Annotated in this window: 20 protein-coding genes and 1 pseudogene; 9 read left to right on the top strand and 12 right to left on the bottom strand. The window is 64.8% G+C overall.

Translation table 11 applies throughout. The features are described from left to right. Positions 1-966: 966 nt before the first annotated feature. From N2603_RS17585 to N2603_RS17575, 3 genes and pseudogenes are all read right to left on the bottom strand, one after another. Positions 967-1,161 carry a hypothetical protein gene (locus N2603_RS17585; RefSeq protein ID WP_035667931.1) on the bottom strand — a complete coding sequence of 65 codons (195 nt, stop codon included), beginning with the start codon at positions 1,159-1,161 and terminating at the stop codon, positions 967-969. A gap of 301 nt (positions 1,162-1,462) precedes the next feature. After that, positions 1,463-1,796, bottom strand: a pseudogene (locus N2603_RS17580) (aldo/keto reductase); the annotation flags it as partial. 241 nt (positions 1,797-2,037) lie between these two features. Continuing rightward, a complete protein-coding gene (locus N2603_RS17575) occupies positions 2,038-3,111 on the bottom strand; it encodes a hypothetical protein (protein WP_260389763.1) in 1,074 nt (357 codons plus the stop codon). A 244-nt stretch (positions 3,112-3,355) separates the two neighbouring features. Between N2603_RS17575 and N2603_RS17570 the strand changes: the two genes are divergently transcribed. Continuing rightward, entirely contained in the window at positions 3,356-4,420 is a 1,065-nt protein-coding gene (locus tag N2603_RS17570; RefSeq protein WP_018647116.1) for a patatin-like phospholipase family protein, read from the top strand. Positions 4,421-4,439: 19 nt separating this feature from the next. Here the strand turns inward: N2603_RS17570 and N2603_RS17565 are convergent, their stop codons facing one another. After that, entirely contained in the window at positions 4,440-4,868 is a 429-nt protein-coding gene (locus N2603_RS17565) for a CBS domain-containing protein (RefSeq protein ID WP_018647115.1), read from the bottom strand. A 188-nt stretch (positions 4,869-5,056) separates the two neighbouring features. Then, positions 5,057-5,863, bottom strand: coding sequence for a rhomboid family intramembrane serine protease (locus N2603_RS17560; RefSeq protein ID WP_260389762.1), 807 nt, complete (start codon positions 5,861-5,863; stop codon positions 5,057-5,059). Positions 5,864-6,316: 453 nt separating this feature from the next. Here N2603_RS17560 and N2603_RS17555 point away from each other — a divergent pair, with 453 nt between their 5' ends. Together N2603_RS17555 and N2603_RS17550 are read left to right on the top strand one after the other, a co-directional pair. Next, a complete protein-coding gene (locus N2603_RS17555) occupies positions 6,317-6,871 on the top strand; it encodes a PAS domain-containing protein (protein WP_260389761.1) in 555 nt (184 codons plus the stop codon). A 212-nt stretch (positions 6,872-7,083) separates the two neighbouring features. Beyond that, positions 7,084-7,875, top strand: coding sequence for a Crp/Fnr family transcriptional regulator (locus N2603_RS17550; RefSeq protein WP_260389760.1), 792 nt, complete (start codon positions 7,084-7,086; stop codon positions 7,873-7,875). Positions 7,876-8,153: 278 nt separating this feature from the next. Here the strand turns inward: N2603_RS17550 and N2603_RS17540 are convergent, their stop codons facing one another. After that, positions 8,154-8,639, bottom strand: coding sequence for a phasin (locus tag N2603_RS17540; RefSeq protein ID WP_260389759.1), 486 nt, complete (start codon positions 8,637-8,639; stop codon positions 8,154-8,156). A 442-nt stretch (positions 8,640-9,081) separates the two neighbouring features. Next, on the bottom strand, positions 9,082-9,468 hold the full coding sequence (locus tag N2603_RS17535) for a COG4315 family predicted lipoprotein (RefSeq protein WP_260389758.1): 387 nt from the start codon (positions 9,466-9,468) through the stop codon (positions 9,082-9,084). A 145-nt stretch (positions 9,469-9,613) separates the two neighbouring features. Between N2603_RS17535 and N2603_RS17530 the strand changes: the two genes are divergently transcribed. Continuing rightward, positions 9,614-10,120, top strand: coding sequence for a GNAT family N-acetyltransferase (locus N2603_RS17530; RefSeq protein ID WP_260389757.1), 507 nt, complete (start codon positions 9,614-9,616; stop codon positions 10,118-10,120). 123 nt (positions 10,121-10,243) lie between these two features. Further along, positions 10,244-10,549: a hypothetical protein gene (locus tag N2603_RS17525; protein ID WP_018647084.1), complete on the top strand. Its 306-nt coding sequence runs from the start codon at positions 10,244-10,246 to the stop codon at positions 10,547-10,549. Positions 10,550-10,627: 78 nt separating this feature from the next. On the opposite strand, the gene N2603_RS17520 is transcribed toward N2603_RS17525, so the two are convergent. Both N2603_RS17520 and N2603_RS17515 read right to left on the bottom strand, forming a co-directional pair. Further along, positions 10,628-12,571: a DEAD/DEAH box helicase gene (locus N2603_RS17520; protein WP_260389756.1), complete on the bottom strand. Its 1,944-nt coding sequence runs from the start codon at positions 12,569-12,571 to the stop codon at positions 10,628-10,630. Positions 12,572-12,859: 288 nt separating this feature from the next. Further along, positions 12,860-13,027: a hypothetical protein gene (locus N2603_RS17515; protein ID WP_018647083.1), complete on the bottom strand. Its 168-nt coding sequence runs from the start codon at positions 13,025-13,027 to the stop codon at positions 12,860-12,862. A gap of 100 nt (positions 13,028-13,127) precedes the next feature. Between N2603_RS17515 and N2603_RS17510 the strand changes: the two genes are divergently transcribed. Then, a complete protein-coding gene (locus N2603_RS17510; protein WP_260389755.1) occupies positions 13,128-13,481 on the top strand; it encodes a cupin domain-containing protein in 354 nt (117 codons plus the stop codon). 22 nt (positions 13,482-13,503) lie between these two features. On the opposite strand, the gene N2603_RS17505 is transcribed toward N2603_RS17510, so the two are convergent. The 3 genes from N2603_RS17505 to N2603_RS17495 all read right to left on the bottom strand — a co-directional run bounded on the left by N2603_RS17505 (position 13,504) and on the right by N2603_RS17495 (position 15,804). Then, positions 13,504-14,016, bottom strand: coding sequence for a hypothetical protein (locus tag N2603_RS17505; RefSeq protein ID WP_026312637.1), 513 nt, complete (start codon positions 14,014-14,016; stop codon positions 13,504-13,506). A 104-nt stretch (positions 14,017-14,120) separates the two neighbouring features. Next, positions 14,121-14,543 carry a VOC family protein gene (locus tag N2603_RS17500; protein ID WP_260389754.1) on the bottom strand — a complete coding sequence of 141 codons (423 nt, stop codon included), beginning with the start codon at positions 14,541-14,543 and terminating at the stop codon, positions 14,121-14,123. Between the two features lie 109 nt (positions 14,544-14,652). Further along, on the bottom strand, positions 14,653-15,804 hold the full coding sequence (locus N2603_RS17495; RefSeq protein ID WP_260389753.1) for a zinc-binding dehydrogenase: 1,152 nt from the start codon (positions 15,802-15,804) through the stop codon (positions 14,653-14,655). Between the two features lie 165 nt (positions 15,805-15,969). Between N2603_RS17495 and N2603_RS17490 the strand changes: the two genes are divergently transcribed. From N2603_RS17490 to N2603_RS17480, 3 genes are all read left to right on the top strand, one after another. Continuing rightward, positions 15,970-16,449, top strand: coding sequence for a GNAT family N-acetyltransferase (locus tag N2603_RS17490; RefSeq protein WP_145831413.1), 480 nt, complete (start codon positions 15,970-15,972; stop codon positions 16,447-16,449). A gap of 205 nt (positions 16,450-16,654) precedes the next feature. Further along, a complete protein-coding gene (locus N2603_RS17485) occupies positions 16,655-17,845 on the top strand; it encodes an MFS transporter (protein WP_260424212.1) in 1,191 nt (396 codons plus the stop codon). A gap of 133 nt (positions 17,846-17,978) precedes the next feature. Next, entirely contained in the window at positions 17,979-18,590 is a 612-nt protein-coding gene (locus N2603_RS17480) for a PilZ domain-containing protein (protein WP_026312634.1), read from the top strand. The last annotated feature ends 66 nt before the right edge of the window (positions 18,591-18,656 follow it).

Below are 18,656 nucleotides of genomic sequence, written 5' to 3'. Positions count from 1 at the left end.
GCATCAACATCGTCATTGCGAGCGCAGCGAAGCAATCCAGAGTTCTTTCCGCGGATACATTTCTGGATTGCTTCGCTGCGCTCGCAATGACGGAATGTGCAGGAGCGCCGTACATAACTCTCGTGTCCCGGACGCGCCGCAGCGTTCTTACGCTGCTGCGCAGAGCCGGGACCCAGAAGGCCACACCGCTTGCTGCTACATGGGCCCCGGCTCTGCAGCGCATCACTTCGTGCTGCGCAGCGTCCGGGGCACGAGACCGTCGTTCGATGACCAACATAGGTTCGCGTCCTCGCGGCATGTTTCGCCCGAGCTTTGCCTCGATGCCTCACCCCCCAGTGAAAGAGGGCGCAGGGAAGACCGGGTGCCGGCCGGGCACCCACGGTCCACTGTGCGAAAGGTGGCAACAAAGAATTTGCACAGCGGCATACAGGTGAAGCCAAACATCCGGCCTTCCCTGCGCAGTGGTTTTACGGCTTATGTCGTGATCTCCCCGGGGAGCGATGCACTATTGCCCCCGTCGCCGTGCGGATGACTGATGCGCGGGCCCGGTCGGGCCGCAACATCACCGCAAGACTTGACGCACAGACCCCGGGCGCCAGGACCACACGATTTTGCCGTACGCGAACCGCACCTGTCGCTGGCGCGAGGTCTTCGCTCACAGTTGCCTGCCCTGCGAAGCTTTTCGCGCCGGTGCAACTCACGTCCACCGCCGCCCGGCCCGCATTCGTGACGATCGCGATACGCCGCTCTTCCTTGGGCCGGAGTGCGCGCACTATCCGCCAATTCCGAATTTCGGTAAAGTGGAATATTTTTGGCGGCGTGAATTGACCGACAATTGGGGTGTTTTGCCCGACGGGCAGCGCAAGGTCTCGTAGCCCGGATGAGCGAAGCGATATCCGGGGCCTCACGGCACCAGCGGTCCCGGGTGTCGCTTCGCTCACCCGGGCTACGAGGCAGTGCGCCCGGCTAGTCCTCGCTCGACGCCGCGGAGCGTTTGCGCAAGTGAGCTTGCGACAGCAGGAAAAACAACGCGCGCTCGCCGTGATATTTGGCGGCCGGCCGGGTGCGTTCGAACCCGTCGGCAAAGATCTTGCCGGACTGGTCGCACACCTGCCACCGCCAACCGAACCGTTTGCGCCTGGTAAGGATCACTTCGAACATGCCGACGGGCTTGGTCCCTGCTCCTCCGGTCTCGCAGGCCACCAGCCTGCCCCGGCGTCCCCCATTGGACGGATGCCCGACATATAACGCAGCAGGATGGAAAGAGAATAAAATTGATTATCGGATTTACGTATCTTCCACCGGCCGTGACGACGTCGCGACGTCCGCGGAATAAGCCGACGCTATCGGTGTTAACCGGCCTTGCGGTGACGCTTGATAGCGCTCGCACGCGTATTCAAACCGGAACACAAGACGTAAAGCACGGTAAGCAAACGCTCACCGAGGCCCACATCAACATCTGTTAGCGGCCAACTCGCGCCTGGAGATGGGCGGGATAGCGGTCACCTTGCACGGCCACCTTGGCCAGCACCGCTGCAATCGCAGCGAGATCGGCCTCGGACAACGTTACCACTGTCGCGCCAGCAGCCTGCCAGCGCGATCTGCGCCGGCGTCGCCTGCTTCGCCGCAGCGATCTCGCTGAGCAGTTCGACCAGCGTCTGGTTGGCCTTTCGTGCGCTGGATGAGAAGCGCGGTACGATGTTGCGGAAGTCGCTTGCGTCAAACGTCGTTCGCTCGGTGATCGCGCCGGTCAGAAAGCCCTTGCCGAGGGGACTGAACGGAACGAAGCCGATGCCCGGCCTGGATCAACTTCTATTACCCGAGCCGGCGGCAGCCTCCTCGTCATTGCGAGCGCAGCGAAGCAATCCAGAGTGCCTCCGCGGAACGATTCTGGATTGCTTCGCTGCGCTCGCAATGACGGTGTGGGGAGATCCGACGCTACATCCATCAGAGCAACTCGTGGAGAGTCCCCCTCACCCGGATTCCGCGCTTCGCGCGCATTCCGGCATCTCCCCGCAGGCGGGGAGAGGCGAAGGACTACCGCGCCACGACTTCCACTTCGCCGTCGACGCCGTTCACGACGTTGAAGCCGCGCTCGTAGACCTTGCCCTCGTTCTTGGCGATGGCGCGGTATTCGCCTTCGGAGAGCACGACGCGCGGGAAAGCGCCGATCGATTCCTTGATGACGTCGCCGCCGGGTGTCAGCACCGACCAGGCGGTGTTGGCGAGCGCCTCGCCGCCCCTGTCGCTGACGAGCTTGAGCGTGATGACGGCGGCGCGGTGGGTGATGGTGACGTCGGTGAGCTTGCCGGCCTGGACGCGGATGTCCGAGCGCACCACCGAATTGGCATCGCCATAGTTGGAAACGATGTAATAGGTGCCCTCCGGGATCAGCACGACGTCGCCGGCGGCAACGTTGGGCACCAGCGAGGCACGCTCGCCGGACTCGAACTGGCTGCCCTTGTAGATCGCAAACGAGATCTGGTTCTGCGGAATGCGGCTGGTGCCGACGCGGCCTTCGATGCGTAAGCCCCCCGCCGGCAGCACGAAGGATTCGCGATCGGTCTCGGCCTTGAGGCTGACGGTGCGCACCGCGCTGACGAGGCCGAAGGCGACGTGGACGACGTAGTTGCCGGGCGGCAGCACGATGTTCGGCGTGGCGCTGCGGTCCTCTTTGATCAGCTTGAAGGTGCCGTTCTCGTCGGGACGGTCGGCAAACACCCGCCAGACCAGGCCGCTGCTGATCGGAGCGGAATCCTTGCCGTATCGCGCCGTCAGCGACAGCACTCCCTGGCCGGGCACGGCTGCATTGAGCGGCGCGGCGGGTGGCACGGTCGTGACCGCGGGCGGCGGCATGCTGGGCGTCACCGGCTGGGTCAGGGTGGGCGGCAGACTCGGCGGGCCGGCACCCGGGCCAGTAGGGGGCGCCAGGCTGACGGCGCCGCCGGGATCTGGCACCGAAGCCGGGGGCACCGGCGGCGGGCGATCGGAGAAAAGCTGCGCCTGCGCAGCGTTTTGGCCGGCTGTCACGAGGCAGGCGGCAAGGATCAGCGCCGGCAGCAGCCTGCCGCTGCGCCGCCATCCGATGATGCCGTCACCCCCGCGTGTCATGTTCCCTGCTTTTCACCGAAAACGCGGCAAATTCAAGCCTCGGATATCCCAGGAAATACGGCCCCGATCCAATCTTTGGAACCCGGCTGACGCCGCATGATTAGACTTAAGGCAACAGCCCTCGCCATACTCCTGCCCAGCGCCTTTTCCAAAGCGGCATAAACCATGCTTCGCCCCTGATATGGCGGAGCGCAAGTGGGATGCCTAGTCTGGCGGCGGGCTGTCCCAGCGTAGGAGAGTTTTAGTGCTGGAGATCTTGAAGGGCCGCGGCTCGAACGGCTCCAACGGCGAGCAAGCTGGCGAAAAAGTCGGCGAGAAAGTCGGTGAGAAGGTCGGCTTGGGGAGCATCCGCCGGCCGGTCATTGGCCTCGCGCTCGGCGGCGGCGCGGCGCGCGGCTTTGCCCATATCGGGATCCTGAGGACCCTGATTGCCAACGGCATCGTGCCCGACGTCGTGGTCGGCACCTCGATCGGCGCCGTGGTCGGCGGCCTCCATGCGGCCGGTCGGCTCGATACGTTCGAAGAGTGGGGGCGCAGCCTGCAGGGCATGCGCAACATCCTCGGCTATCTCGACATCCGCCTCAACGGCTCCGGCCTGATCGGCGGCGAGAAGCTCGCAACCCGGCTCGAGAAGGCGATCGGCCAGACCCTGATCGAGGACCTGCCCGTCAAGTTCGCCGCTGTTGCGACCGAGGTCCGCACCGGCCACGAGATCTGGCTGACGCGTGGCCGCATGGTCGACGCGATGCGGGCGTCCTACGCCCTGCCCGGCATCTTCTCACCGGTCCTGATCGGCGACCGCTGGCTGGTCGACGGCACGCTGGTCAATCCGGTGCCGGTCTCGGCCGCCCGCGCGCTCGGCGCCGAAATCGTCATCGCCGCAAATCTTTCCAGCGACGTCTTCACCCATTCCACGACGATCCATGCGCATGGCGCGGCGCCCGCCCCGGTCGTCTCCGAGGCCGAGGCGACGCCGACCAAGCGGCGCTTTCCGCGCCTGTTCTCGCCCGAGAAGACCATGAAGCGCGAGTTCTTCGGCGGCGGCGGACGGCCGGGCATCTCCTCGGTGATGGTCGATGCGTTCAACATCATGCAGGACCGCATCACCCGCGCGCGCCTCGCCGGCGATCCGCCCGATATGTTGATCACGCCGAGGGTCGGCCACTTCGGCTGGTTCGACTTCCACCGCGGCGAGGACCTGATCGCGCACGGCACGCGCGCCGCCGAGCGCGCGCTGGAGTCGATCCAGGAGGCGATCGATGTGCTCGCGCCGGCGCCCGCGGGCCACGCGCCCAAAGCGGGCGAGTAAGGCGGACGCGTGGGGCTCGTCAGGCCGTCTTGATGTAGTCGCGCAGGGCTTCCTGCTCGGTCTCGTATTCGCGAACCCGCCATTTGACGATGTCGCCGATCGAGATCAGGCCGACCACCTTGCCGTTGTCGAGCACGGGCAGATGGCGGAACTTGCCTGTCGTCATCGTCTCCATCAGCTCGGCGACGGTGTCGGTCTCCTTGCAGGTGACGACCTTTCGGGTCATGACCTCCGAGACCGGCTCCTCCAGCACGCCGGCGCCGCGGTCGCCGAGCACGCGCACGATGTCGCGCTCGGACAGGATGCCTTCCAGCCGGCTCTGGTTCATCACCAGCACCGCGCCGATCTTCTTCTCACCGAGCAGCTTGATCGCGGCCGACAGCTTGACGTCGGGCTCGACGCTCATGATCTGGTGGCCCTTGGTGTTGAGAATGGAACGTACCGTCATTGCCGCCTCCCTGAATCGGAGCCGTCCGCTTTTGGCGGTCCGGACTTGTTCGCGAGTCTTCAACTAACAGTTTTGGCGCGGGTTTCACGCTCGCGCACTTGTCGAAGCGCTGCCTCTATCGGCTTGTCGCTTCGGAACATTCTTCACGCGAATGATGGATGAATTCGGGCCGGGCCGCAAGCACAGCTTCAAATGCGGTCTGAAACGTCCTGTGATGACGCATCCGCAGCATCGTTTCGCACGCGCGGCACGGGATCGAACAGCGCGAACAGCAACAGGCCGGCGAAGAAGCCGCCGATATGTGCCTGCCAGGCGACGCTCGTGGTTTCGGCATCGATGCCGATCGCGCCGACGCCGAAGATGATATTGACGCCGAACCAGACTGCGAGGAAACCGACCACCCGCCCGTCGCGCAGCGCACGCGACAGCGGCAGCGCGGGAACTTTTGCTGCGGTATCGGCGTCCGAACGGCTGAAGGAGAGGAAGCTGCCGCGGGCGAAGGCGAAGCGGATCGCGGCTGCCATCGCGCCCGACACCGAGGCCGAGGCGCCGATCATCGGCGCCACCGCATGCTCATGGGTGACGAGATGGGCAAGCGCGCCGGCCGCCGCCGTCACCGCCATGAAGACGAAGAACCTGACAGCGCCGAAGCGCCGCGCCAACGCGCTGCCGAACGGCAGCAGCCACAGCACGTTGAAGCCGAGATGGGTCAGGTTGGCATGCAGCAGCGAATAGGTGACGAAGCTCCAGACCTTGGCGCCGGCGCCGCCGGGGATCTGCAGGTTGAGCAGCGAGGAATCGTAGCGCTTCGGGATGAAGCCGAAGACGTCGATGGTCCAGTTCTCGAGCTCCGGCGGCAGCAGCACCCGCAGATGGATCAGCGCCAGCAGGGCGATATAGGCGGTCAGCGCCACCGGCAGCGTCAGGATCGGCTCGCGCGGAGCCTCCTCATGGACAGCCGGCACGTCCGGCGACGAATCTTGCGGGGAATCCAAGGCAGCTTCGCTTTCAGGCGCGATCGGAGCGACAGGCTTGGAGATAGTCGCCTTTGCAGGCCTTGCGCAAGTGCACAAAAGGAAAAGGCGGGGCCCTGGGAAAGCCCCGCCTGTCCGTGTCGGCCTTCCGATGCCCTGGGGAATGAAGGTGTATCCCCACCCCTCCCCGGCCCGTGGCCAAACTGTTTGACGCCCTGTGTACAGACCCCGCCGAGAACCTGGAGAAAAGCGGCGAGGCTTGCGACCGCGGTCACCATAGCAGGGCCGCGCGAGGCGCAAAGCGCATAGTTAATTTAACGTTAACGACGCAAAGACCGCCTTAACAGGCGCGAAAACGCCCCCGCGGCATGGACGCTGCAAATCCCCTCCTGCACAACAACAGAAGGGATCGCGGGTGCACTGAAGCGGGACAGATCTGTCCCGCGAGGTTGCGCCCCGGGGTTAGCGTCAGTCATGAAACATCCGTCGAGTCGCGCATTTTTCGCGTATTGGGACAAGAAGCGCGGTACTGCACGGGCCCCTGACCGGGCCGACATCGATCCGGCCGCGGTGCGCGGCCTGCTCGGCGACATCTTCGTGCTGTCCTGCGAGCCCAATCTCGGCTTCCCCTTCCGCGTTGCCGGCACCCGTGTCTGCGCGCTTGCCGGGACCGACCTCAAGGACCAGAGCTTTGCGGCGCTGTTCACGCCAGCCAGCCGCAGCGAGATCGAGGACATCGCGACCATCGTCGCCGACGAGACGCTTGGTGCGATCGCCGGCGTCACCGCCACACGCGAGGACGGCAGCAAGGCGCATCTCGAACTCCTGCTGCTGCCCTTCAACGCCCGCCCGCATACGCCGGTGAGCGTCACCGGCGTGCTCGCGCCGTTCGACGACGAATGCGGCGCGCTTTCAGCCTTCACCCTCACCTCCTGGCGCTACCTGCACCAGCCGGAGAAGCTGCTGCCGCGCGCGATCCGCAAACTGCAGATCGCTCGCGGGCTGATGGTGTATGAGGGGCTGCGCTAGGAGCGGCGCTCGCGTCAGACGCGCAGCTTTGCACACGGCCGGCCCGATCTTCGAAGGCTTGATCGAGATCAAACGCATTCGCGCACCGGCTTGCCAATACGTCAGCGGAACCTTAGCTTTTAAGACGAGTTTATTCGTTTGCCGTGGCAAGCGGCAGCGCAGCTCGATTGGTGAAGATGCGTCTGCCGGGCGTCCGTCCAGGGAAAATTCCCGTGATGGAGCACGCGAGAAGAGTTGGTAATCGGTTGTTAGCTGCGTTACCGCCGGCCGATTTCGCGTTGCTTGCACCTCATTTGCGAAAAGTAGAGCTTCAGCACGACGCAGTCCTGGTTCGATCGGGCGACAAGATCGAGCACCTGTCCTTTCCCTGCAGCGGCGCGGTCGCCCTCATCATGGAGTTGCCGAACGGACAGACGGCGGCAACTGCCGTGATCGGCAACGACGGCGCCGTCGGACTCCTGACGGCGCTCGGCCCGACCCGATCACCCATGACTGCGGTCGTCCGCGTGGCCGGGACGGCGCTGCAGATCTCGCCCGCACGATTTCACAATGCGCTCGAACGCAGTCCCGCCATTGCAAGCTCGGTTCAGCTTCTCACCAGGACGCTGCTGACGCAATTCCAGCACGTCGCAGCCTGCAATGCTCTGCATTCGGTCGAGGCCCGCCTCGCCCGCTGGCTGCTGCACATCCACGACCGGACGGATGGTGGTGACATCCTGCCCTTGACGCAGGAGACGCTGTCGGAATTGCTCGGCGTCCGCCGCACCACGGTCACGCACGTGGTGAGCGCGTTGCGCTCATCACGGGCAATCAAATCCAACCGGCGCGGCCAGCTGGAGATCGACAGGCACCGGCTCGAGATCATCGCCTGTGAGTGCTACAAGGTGATGAGCCGCAGGATCGATCGGATCGTTTCGCAGGATGCGCCAAGGGTCCTTCACGCCGCACCGGCGCGGATTGGCTGCCTCCCCCCGGACCCGCCCTTCGCCAAGACCGACTCATAGACCCACGCCTCTCTGGCGAACCATTCGTGCGTCGCGGCGCACATCCTGCAATAGGTGCGCGAAAAGAACACCGCACTGCACCGAAACCTCTCGCCATCCATCTCGATGCCCGTCGGAATGGCATCTCCCGTTTCCGGGCACTTGATCATCACCATACCCATCGTGATTTCCTCCAGCTTGGAATCACCTCAGCAGTGAGGGAGGCCGCAATCGGCTGGACGGCTTCTCTTCTTGCGGAGACGCTCGTCCAGCCGATCCGCGCGGCCAACCGCTTCGATTCAAGCAGCGCTACGCAATACCCGGTTGAAGCTCTGCTTGATCGGCTCGGCCGTTTCCGTCGCGACCTTCTGGACGAGGTCCCAGAGTTCGCGGTTCTGAGCCGAAGTTGCTTCGAAGGTCTTGCGACTGTGGGCGGTGGAGAGGTTGACGAGATCGGCAAACGACCTCGCATCGGCGAGCTGGGAAATGAAGTCCAGCGTGGAGGTGGTATTGATGTGGGATATTTCGACGAGCTTGATGCCGTAGTCGGCGGCACGCTTGGCATTGGTCGAATAGGCATCGCAGAGAGCGGTGGTGACTTCCTCCGAAGTCGCCCTCACCTTCGCAAAATTTGCCTGGGCCCGCGTGGCGCCCTGCTCGGCGAAACTGCCGAACATCGTCTGCATGTTGAAGAACGGTACGTCGAACTGGAACTTTGCGCTTCCGTTGGCCCCCACGTCTTGCGGAGCGGCATTGGTCTCGACTTTCACATTGGCATCACTCACGGGCTTTCATCCTTTCAAGCGAAACTAGATCACGGATTGAAGGCTCCCCGCAGCGTCGAGGTGCGTGCCGCACCAGGACACCAATACTGCTACTTTCAATGCGGTGGGATTGTTGCTGCGGATAACCGCCCCCGTCCCCTTGCAGGACTGACTATGACCGAAGAGACTGCCCGGTTCGGTTCGCTTTCAGACTCTCAGCGCGAATTTGTTCAATTGATGCGGCGAAGCGGCGCGGACCGCGCTTTGCATCTTTGAAGTTGTTGCGATCGCGTGCGCCAACTTGAGATCAGCGCAGCAGCGCCCTGCTGCGAGGCAAATGATCGCGCTATCAACGTGATCTTTTTTGCCGGATTTACACCGTTTCCCTCCCCGCGGCGGCCCGCCTTCGCTCCGGTGCGCCTGCCTCCATAAGACGGCGCACCGGATCTGTGCCGCGAACCCGTCAGGGCATCGCCAGATGCCAGGCACCGTTCAAGAAGCCGTCGCCGGTGATGTCGCCGGGCTTCTGGTCCTTGGCGAAGGTGTAGAGCGGCTTGCCCTTGTAGGCCCATTGCCTGGAGCCGTCGTCGCGCGCGATGATGGTGTAGCCGTCGCCGGGGGCGTCGCTCGCCTCGGCCTTCAGCACCGGCCAGTTGGTCGCACACGGCCCGTTGCAGGCCGACTTGCCGTCCGCATCCTTGTCGAAGGTGTAGAGCGTCATGCCCTTGGCGTCGGTGAGCACGTTGCCCTTGTCGGTCTTGCCGGTCTTGGTCGGCGGCGCGGCGAACGTGGCGGGAACGACCGCGAGTGAGACGGCGAGCGTGAGCGCGAGGCGGATCGAGGTCGTCATGGTGTCTCCTGTCATACCATTGGCTTGCATGGATAGGACGCCGCGCCAGGGGCCGTATTCCTGTGCGCGCGGCAAAGATATTTTTCGCTGCGCGCACCGGCGCGGCGGAATAAACTGGAATGAGTGAGACGGAACGACGACCGACATGAGCAAGCCGCATTGGCGTCCCGCGCGCGCCTCCGACCTGCCCGCGATCAGCGCGATCGCGGCGCGCATCCATCCGGACCTTCCGGAACGACCCGAGGTGCTCGCGGAAAAGATGCGGCTCTATCGCGACGGCTGCCGCGCGCTCATCGCGGACGACGAGACCGTCGGTTACGGCCTCGCGCATCCCTGGAAGCGGCACCGGATTCCACCGCTTGATGCTTTCCTCGAACTCATCCCCGTCGATGCCGATTGCATCTACGTGCACGACGTCGCGGTGCTGCCCGATTTCCGCGGCGGCGCGTCGCGCGTTTATGTTGCCGATATCGAGAAGCTGGCTCGTGCGTCAGGCATAGCGGCGCTCGCGCTGGTCTCGGTCTACGCCACGCGGCCGCTGTGGGAGCGGTTCGGCTTTCGGCCGGTATCGGCGGATGCGGAATTGCGCGCAAAGCTCGCATCCTACGGCGACGGCGCGACCTACATGCTCCGCGACCTCGCCGCGACGTAACGTCCCAGGACCATCCGGGCTCACGCGGGCGTGAAGCCGCGCCTCGAACCGCTTCCGGCGAGCTCCCGTCGAAGGACTGTGCGGGCCGTTCCGGTCTCGCCGAACCGAGACTGGAGAAAGTCCATGAAACTCACATTGTCGAAAGTTGCCTTGATTGCATTCGCTGCGACGGCTGCGTTCAGCGCGACCAGCGCCAACGCGGCGCAGTATCGCACCTATGGCTGCGAGTTCGCCTTCTTCGAGGGCTGTGCCGGCCTGATCGATCTGCCGAACCAGGGCGGCGGACGTCGCGTCGCTCGCCCCACCCATGATATCTCACCGATCTACATGAAGCAGACCGATCCTCGCTACAATACGTCGCTGCGTGATGCCGGCGGCGGTGGTGGTGGCGGCGGAGGTGGTGGCGGCGGTGGCGGCGGCGGCCGCTGAGCTCACACCTGATCTATAAAGTGATGCCGCCGGAGCGATCCGGCGGCATTGCTCATACCAGTGCTGTCAGACTGACGTTCAGCCCCGACGCTTCTTCTTTGGCTTCTTTCCCGGCGCGCCCTTCACCGGCCAAGGCGTGACCGAAGGCTCGGCGTGGCCCGGCTTGTTCTTGTGTTTCTTTCTCTTTCCGAACGACGGAGCCTCGTCGAATTTCGGCTTGCGCTCGCCGTGCCCCTTGTCCCGCGGCTTGAATCCGCCGGCCTCACGCACGCGGTCGTCGCGACGCTCACGATGGTCGCTGTCGCCACGCTCACGCCGAGGCGCGTGTGATCGCTCCTCCGAACGCTCTTCTCGCTGCGGCGCCTCCGCCATCGGCTCGATGCGGATGCTGTCCTCCTTGTCCGGACGCTTGACCTTCGCGGCAAAGGACTCCGCGACCCGCTCGGAAATCTCGAACTCGGTGGTGGTGTCCATGATCTTGATGGCGCCGATGTCGCGCTTGTCGATGCCGCCGCGGCGGCAGATCATCGGCAGCAGCCAGCGCGCCTCCGCATTCTTGCGCCGCCCGATCGCGGCGCGGAACCAGACGCTGCCCTCCGCCATGGCGTGCTTCGCCGAGGCCTTTCCGGACTTCGCCCGAGGCTTGGCGGGACGATCGTCACCGCCTTCAAACCTGTCGCGACCGCGGTCGTCGCGCGGCCGGCCGGTCCGCTCGCCGGGATCGATGATGTCTTCGGGCGACGGCAGGCGCGCGCGATACAGCCGCGCCAGCGCCGCGGCGATGTCCTCGGCCGATCGCTCGGCCAATAGCGCCTGCGCCAAGGCCAGATCGTCGGGAGCCGTCTCCTCGGTGAACAGCACGTCCTTCATGCGCTCGTGATCGAGCTTGCGGATTTCATCGGCCTGGGGCGCCGTGCCCCACTCGGCGTCGATGCCCGAGAGGTTCAGCAGCAGCTCCGCACGCCGCCGCCGCGCGGGCGGCACCAGCAGGACGCTCGTCCCCTTCCGGCCCGCGCGCCCAGTGCGGCCCGAGCGATGCTGCATCACCTCGGCGTCGTTGGGCAAATCGGCATGGATGACGAGGTCGAGGCTCGGCAGATCGATGCCGCGGGCGGCAACGTCGGTCGCGACACAGACGCGGGCGCGACCGTCGCGCAGCGACTGCAGCGCCAGGGTGCGCTCGTTCTGCGTCAGCTCGCCCGACAGGGCGACCACGGCAAAACCGCGCTCCAAGAGCGCCGCCTGCAAATGCCTGACGTGATCGCGCGTGCTGCAAAACACCAGCGCGCTCGGCGCCTCATAGAAGCGCAGCACGTTGACGACCGCGTGCTCGGCATCGGCGGGCGCGATGCGGATCGCCCGATACTCGATATCGGCATGACCGCCTTCGTCGCCGGCGACCTCGATCCGGAAAGCGTCGCGCTGATACTGCTTCGCGAGCGCGACGATGCCGCGCGGAAATGTCGCCGAGAACAGCAGGGTGCGGCGCGTCTCCGGCGTGGTCTCGAGGATGAACTCCATGTCCTCGCGAAAGCCGAGATTGAGCATCTCGTCGGCCTCGTCGAGCACGACGGCGGCGAGTTCGGAAATGTCGAGCCGGCCGCGCCGCAAATGATCGCACAGACGCCCGGGCGTGCCGACCACGATGTGCGCGCCGGCGGCGAGCTCGCGCTGCTCGCGCCGCGGATCCATACCGCCGACACAGGAGACGACGCGCCCGCCTGCATGGCCATACAGCCAGGCCAGCTCGCGCTGAACCTGAAGGGCGAGCTCGCGGGTCGGCGCGACGATCAGGGCGAGCGGCGCACCGGCCTGCTCGAACTGCTCGGCATCATCGAGAAGATTTTTGGCAATCGCCAATCCATAGGCGACAGTCTTGCCGGAGCCGGTCTGGGCCGAGACCAGAAGGTCGCGGCTGGTGGCTTCGTGGGCGAGCACGGCGAGCTGGACAGGGGTCAGTGAATCATAGTTCCGCTCGGCCAAAGCGTGGGCGAGCGGCGGGGTCAGGGCCGGAAGAGACACGGGATGGGAAACCTTGGTTAATTCAGGCGCGGAACGATGACACCGGCGGTCCTGAGCTGGCGTGCGCGGCAATGGGCCTGGCCGCACGCTGGCGATTTGATTGGGGGCTCTTTACGCCAAGTGCTGCCGAATCACCATGCCTTTGATGCATGGCTTTCCGGAGAGAGCCGCGCCTGAAGGTTGCAGCGGATTTTTGCGGCCACCTCCATTAACCTTGGGTGCAGCCGCATCTGGCCCCTTGCCGCGCCCGGGACACGAGAGAGATGGATTCCGATGCCATAAACTCCGTCATTGCGAGCGCAGCGAAGCAATCCAGACTGCCACCGCGGAAAGATTCTGGATTGCTTCGCTGCGCTCGCAATGACGATGTTGAAGCACTGTCGGGAATGACCGCGTGACGTCCTCCATCAAACGCACCTGCGGCGACTGCACGCTCTGCTGCAAGGTGATGGCCATCGAAGTGCTAGCCAAGCCCGCGATTGACCGGCTGCGAGCCCTTGCCGCGTCGGATCTTCGATCCCAAATCGTGCCTCACTGAAAACAAACTGGAGGACACATGGCCGACGGAATATCGCTTGCCGACAAGCTCGCGACCTTTGGGGATTATTGGTCGCCGCGCACGATCACGACCTTCAACGATTGCGACGTGATGGTGGTGAAGGTGAAGGGCGAGTTCACCTGGCACAAGCACGATGACACCGACGATTTCTTCCTGGTCCTGAAGGGCAGTCTCGACATCGAACTGCGCGATCGCACGGTGACGCTCGGTCCGGGCGAGCTCTACGTCGTGCCCAAGGGTGTCGAGCATCGTCCGGTGGCCCGCGAGGAGGTTCATCTCATGCTGATTGAGCCGACCGGCACACCGAACACCGGCGACAAGGCGACCGCGGCAGCGCGCAAGCTCGCATAGCGAGCAACGGGCCTGGCGCGGCCTAATCCCTGGAGGCGGCCAGCTTGCTGAAGCTGCCGACCAGCCTGGCTTTTGCGCGTACAACAGTGTCCTTGGCCGCGCGGGCCAGGGCCCGGATGGCGCGCCAGGCTTCGGTCGCCTGCAGCCACGCCTTCGCCGCGGCGTATTTTCCGTAACCCCAGGCAAAAGCGGGAATTCGCATCAGCTTGTCGCGCGTGAGATGAAACAGGCGCTCGACCAGCACCAGTTTGAGCAATTCGCCGACGATGAATGTCGCCGCACCGCTCACGAACTGACCGGTCGCAGCGAGGTAGGCTGCCAAGGGCTTGATCGGCTCCAGAATGATGACGGGTACGGAAAACAGGGCGAGCGAGGGATACGGCGGCAGCGATCTGATCCAGCCGCGCAATCGCCTGAATTCGAAATGCCGCCCGATCCAGCGCGCAATGGGCCTTGCCACGGCCATGAAGACCGCATCCACCAGGAAGTAGATCGCAGCCAGGACGTAAGTAACCGGTTTCAGGACTCGTTTCACGGCACCTCTCCCGCGAAATGAAAGCCGGAACTTGGGCCTAAGTTTCACCTCGGCGTGAATAGTTCGGGGATATCGGATGGAACTTTTTGGGCGTCGGCTCCCGCTCAGATCTCCGCATAGACCTCCAGAAGATTGCCGTCAGGGTCGCGAAAGAACAGCGTGCGATGTCCGAAGGACTGGTTTGTCGGCGGCGAGAGCAGCGCCACACCCTGCCGCACGAGCTCGTCGGCGCATTGATCGACCTCGGCTGCAGAGACCTTGAAGGCCAGTTGCAGCGAGGCGCTCCCTGCCGGGATCGGCGGATCGGACGCGGTCCGGCTCGGTTTTGCCAGAGCCAGGGTATTTCTGCCCAGGGCGTACTCGATCCAGTTCGACGAGAGCTCGCGCGAGAGTGGAAAGGCGAGGATGTCTTCGTAGAAGCGGCGCATCGCGGCCATGTCGCGCACGAAGATGACGGTGTAGTCGATCGCACGGATGGCGTTGAAGGGTGAGTGCCGGGCCGGATCGGTAGTCTGTGCGTTTGACATTTCGTGCCTTATTCCGAACTCCGCCTCGTAGCCCGCATGAGCGAAGCGATATGCGGGAAAGTCTTTGAAAGGTCCCGGATGTCGCTTCGCTCATCCGGGCTACACGCCCTCACTCCACCAGCTCCGGCCACGGCACGATGGTCGACTTCACCGTCTTCATCGCCATCGCGTCCTTCACTGCCTGCGCGACACCCTCTTCGGTGAACGGGTAGATCGTCTGCATCTTCAGCCACGGATATTTGTCACGCGTGCGGTAGAGCATGTCGACGCCGAGCGGCAGATCGTTGCCGGTAAAGCCCCAGGATCCCAGCACGTTGAGGTCCTTGGTGCAGATGCGGTGCCATGAGGTGTCGATCGAGCCGGCGTCGGTGAACTGGCCCATCTCGACATAGGTGCCGCCGTCGCGCAGCATCTCGATGCCTTCGGGGCCGGCCGTGGGATGGCCCGAGCAATCCATCACGAGATCGGCGCCGAAGCCGCCGACGATTTTCCGCACGCGATCGATGCGGTCCTGCGGCGACTTGAGCTCCTCGATGTTCACGGTCGCCTCCGCGCCGAACTCGCGCGCGAGCTTGAGCCGCGGCTCCTCCGGCGCGCCGACGCAGATCACGCGCCCTGCCCCCATCTCCTTGGCGGCGGCGACCGCGAGAATACCGATCGGGCCCGAGCCCTGGATCACCACGGTGTCACCCCAGCTGAATCCGCCGGCGCGCGTGGCACGGTTGAAGGCCCGGATGCAGGAGGTCAGCGGCTCGGACAGCGCGCCGAGGCGCAGCGACATGTCGTCGGGCAGCTTGTAGATCTTGGTGCCCGGCAGCATCTCGAGATCGACATAAACATATTCGGCCCAGCCGCCCCACATGTGCGGCGCCTTGTCGAAGCCGAGATAGCGGCCGTAATAGACCGGCGTCAGGCATTTGTTCGCGGTCTGGGGATAATGGATGCAGTAGTAGCAGCGCCCGCACGGCATCAGCGGCGGGATCATCACCTTCGAGCCGACGGTCAGCGGCTTGCTCATGAAGTCCTCGGTGAACTCGTCGCCGCATTCGACGATGACACCGCCGAGCTCGTGGCCGAGCGTGAACGGCCATGGCAGCGGCTTCGGCCAGTGTCCCTTGAGGATATGCAGGTCGGTGCCGCAGACCCCGCAGGCGCCGACCTTGATCAGCGCGGCCTTGCGGCCGACCTTCGGCCACGGCACGGTGCGGATGACGGGCTCGCTGCCGGGGCCTGCGTGGGTGCAGACGCGGATCTGTTGCATGGCTGTTTCCTCGGTGCCCGTCTGTTATGATTGATGGTGCGGGCTGAGACGAAGCGTATGTGAGATGCGCGGTCGTGCCAAGCGTAGCCCGCATGAGCGTAGCGATATGCGGGAACAGCGGCCCCGGATATCGCTCCGCTCATCCGGGCTACAAGGACAACGCCAATGCTGCGCGATTATCAGCCGGCGGATGCCGAAGCCATCACACGCGTCGCGCTGGCCGCATTCGCCGAATTCGAGCCGCACTTCTCCGACTGGCCACTGTTCACGGCCAACGTCGCGAAGATGCCGCTGCTTGCCAAGACAGGCGAGATCATCGTTGCCGAAGACGGCGGCCGGATCGTCGGCGCGGTCGCCTATATCGGCGCGCAAGCGCCGAAGCCGGAATTCTTCGATCCGGCCTGGCCCGTCATCCGCATGCTGGTGGTCGACCCAGCTGCGCGCGGCAAGGGCATCGGCCGGCAATTGACGGAGGAATGCCTGCGCCGCGCCGAGCGCGACCAGTCGCAGGCGATCGCCCTGCACACGACGCCGATCATGACGGTCGCGCTGCCGATGTATCTGCGCATGGGATTTGCGAGGATTGGCGAGGCGCCGGATATTCTGGGTGTGCCGTATGCGGTTTACGTGAAGTCGCTGGGGTAAGACCGGTTCGTAGCCCGCATGAGCGAAGCGACATGCGGGAAACAGCGGCCCCGGATGTCGCTTCGCTCATCCGGGCTACGGGACACACACCCAAGTGTCTTGAGCACCGGCCGGCGAACGTGTAAGGCCCGAACAGTCCCACCCAGGTGCCCGCTTGAACCCCCTCCCCCAAAATCCCGTGGTCGCGTCCGGCTCGTTCGCGGCGATGAGGTCGGTGCCGTATCGTCTCCAATTCACGGCCTATGTGCTGGCGATGATGGCCGACAATATCGAGCATGTGATCAGCTATTGGGTGGTGTTCCAGAAATTCCATTCGCCGACGCTGGGCGGCTTTGCCGTGCTGTCGCACTGGCTGCCGTTCTTGCTGTTCTCGGTCGCCGTCGGGGGGCTGGCCGACCGGTTCGATCCGCGCCGCATCATCCAGTGCGGGATGCTGCTGTTCATCGTCGCTTCCGCCGGATGGGGCTTCTTCTTCCTGACCGACACGATCCAGATGTGGCACGCGATGCTGCTGCTGGTGATCCATGGCTGCGCCGGCGTGCTGTGGCAGACGCCGAACCAGCTGCTGCTCTACGACCTCGTCGGCCCCGCCGACTTGCCGAGCGCGGTGCGGCTGAACGCGATGGCGCGCTATCTCGGCATCCTGGTCGGGCCTGCGGTGGGCGGAATCATCATGCTGACGCTCGGCCCCTCGCACGGCATCATCTTCAACACGCTGTTCTATCTGCCGATGCTGCTCTGGCTGTTCTGGGCCCCGGTGCGGGACAAGAGCCTGGCTGCGCGACGCTTCGCCGTGCGCGGCCTTGCCGACGTCGTGCTCACCATCCGCGCCATTGGCACGCAGCCGGTGCTGACGGCGATGACGTGGCTTGCCGGCCTCACCTCGTTCATGATCGGCAATGCCTATCACGCCCAGATGCCGGGCTTCGCCGGCGATCTCGGCCATGGCGATCCTGGCGTTTCCTACAGCGTGCTGCTCGCGGCGGATGCGGCCGGCGCGCTGCTCGCCGGCATCGCGCTGGAATCCTGGGGACGCCTCAAGGGCACGCCGCGCACCGCGATCACGCTGGCAATGCTCTGGAGCGTGGCGCTGCTCGGCTTCGCCGCGGTGCGGATCTACCCAGTCGCGATCGTGCTGCTGTTCTTCGCCGGCTTCTTCGAGCTGTCGTTCAACACCATGGCGCAAGCGCTGGTGCAGCTGAACGCGCCGCACGATATCCGCGGCCGCGTCGTCGGCCTTTATAATATGGCCGGGCTGGGCATGCGGGCCTTCAGCGGCATCACCGTCGGTGTGTTCGGCGCCGCGATCGGCATCCACTGGTCGCTCGGGCTGTCGGCCGCCGTGCTGCTGACGCTGCTGTTCCTGCTGTATCGGCGGGAGGCACGGACGGCTTGACCGGTTCCCCTCGGGATGTGGCTTTTCGATTGTGTCTGTCCGTAACCGGCGCGCCCGATCCTAACGCGGCATTAACCCTATGCACCTTAGGGTCGTGCCGGACTCCGCCCGGGCGGGGGGTCGGGTGTTGAAAATGGCGTTGGCGAACAAAAAATTTCTTCCGGCCGCCGAGGAGCGTCGGCGTTTCCAGCGGGTGAAGGTGCACCTGCTCGGCCGCTATATGCTGCCGGACCGCCGTGAATTCCCCTGCCAGGTGATCAACATGTCGCCGGGCGGCCTTGCCTTGCTCGCCCCCGGCATCGGCAATGTCGGCGACCGCGTGGTCGCCTATCTCGACCATATCGGCCGCGTCGAGGGCAAGATCACCCGTATCATCGACAATGGCTTTGCCATGACGATCGGGGCGACGCCCAGGAAACGCGACAAGCTCGCCGCACAGCTCACTTGGCTCGCCAACCGCGACATCCTCAACCTGCCGGAGGACCGCCGCCATGACCGTATCGTGCCGCGCAACCCGATCGCGGTGTTGACGCTCGAGGACGGCACCAAGATGACCTGCCGCATCATCGACCTCTCGCTGTCGGGCGCGGCCATTGCCGCGGAGAACCGCCCGCCGCTGAAATCGACGGTTTTGCTCGGCCGGGTCCAGGGCCGCGTGGTCCGAAACCTCGAAGACGGCTTCGCGCTCGAGTTCATGCACGAGCAGCCGGCGGAGACACTCGAAGAGAGCGTTACCGCGCGGTAAAGCGCAATCGCGGCAAAACCACTGATTTTCCAGCCCTGAAGGCGGCCTCCCTGACACGGACGCCGC

The organism is Bradyrhizobium huanghuaihaiense (assembly GCF_025200885.1).
In the GTDB taxonomy this organism is placed as follows: domain Bacteria; phylum Pseudomonadota; class Alphaproteobacteria; order Rhizobiales; family Xanthobacteraceae; genus Bradyrhizobium; species Bradyrhizobium huanghuaihaiense.
The sequence above is the reverse complement of the archived record's forward strand: the minus strand, read 5'-3'. Positions and strand labels throughout refer to the sequence as shown.

Coding starts and splice junctions, on each gene's coding strand:
- N2603_RS17585 (WP_035667931.1), bottom strand. CDS start 1,161: ATGTTCGAAGTGATCCTTACCAGGCGCAAACGGTTCGGTTGGCGGTGG.
- N2603_RS17575 (WP_260389763.1), bottom strand. CDS start 3,111: ATGACACGCGGGGGTGACGGCATCATCGGATGGCGGCGCAGCGGCAGG.
- N2603_RS17565 (WP_018647115.1), bottom strand. CDS start 4,868: ATGACGGTACGTTCCATTCTCAACACCAAGGGCCACCAGATCATGAGC.
- N2603_RS17555 (WP_260389761.1), top strand. CDS start 6,317: ATGAAACATCCGTCGAGTCGCGCATTTTTCGCGTATTGGGACAAGAAG.
- N2603_RS17535 (WP_260389758.1), bottom strand. CDS start 9,468: ATGACGACCTCGATCCGCCTCGCGCTCACGCTCGCCGTCTCACTCGCG.
- N2603_RS17530 (WP_260389757.1), top strand. CDS start 9,614: ATGAGCAAGCCGCATTGGCGTCCCGCGCGCGCCTCCGACCTGCCCGCG.
- N2603_RS17525 (WP_018647084.1), top strand. CDS start 10,244: ATGAAACTCACATTGTCGAAAGTTGCCTTGATTGCATTCGCTGCGACG.
- N2603_RS17515 (WP_018647083.1), bottom strand. CDS start 13,027: ATGGCCATCACCTTGCAGCAGAGCGTGCAGTCGCCGCAGGTGCGTTTG.
- N2603_RS17510 (WP_260389755.1), top strand. CDS start 13,128: ATGGCCGACGGAATATCGCTTGCCGACAAGCTCGCGACCTTTGGGGAT.
- N2603_RS17500 (WP_260389754.1), bottom strand. CDS start 14,543: ATGTCAAACGCACAGACTACCGATCCGGCCCGGCACTCACCCTTCAAC.
- N2603_RS17495 (WP_260389753.1), bottom strand. CDS start 15,804: ATGCAACAGATCCGCGTCTGCACCCACGCAGGCCCCGGCAGCGAGCCC.
- N2603_RS17490 (WP_145831413.1), top strand. CDS start 15,970: ATGCTGCGCGATTATCAGCCGGCGGATGCCGAAGCCATCACACGCGTC.
- N2603_RS17485 (WP_260424212.1), top strand. CDS start 16,655: ATGAGGTCGGTGCCGTATCGTCTCCAATTCACGGCCTATGTGCTGGCG.
- N2603_RS17480 (WP_026312634.1), top strand. CDS start 17,979: ATGGCGTTGGCGAACAAAAAATTTCTTCCGGCCGCCGAGGAGCGTCGG.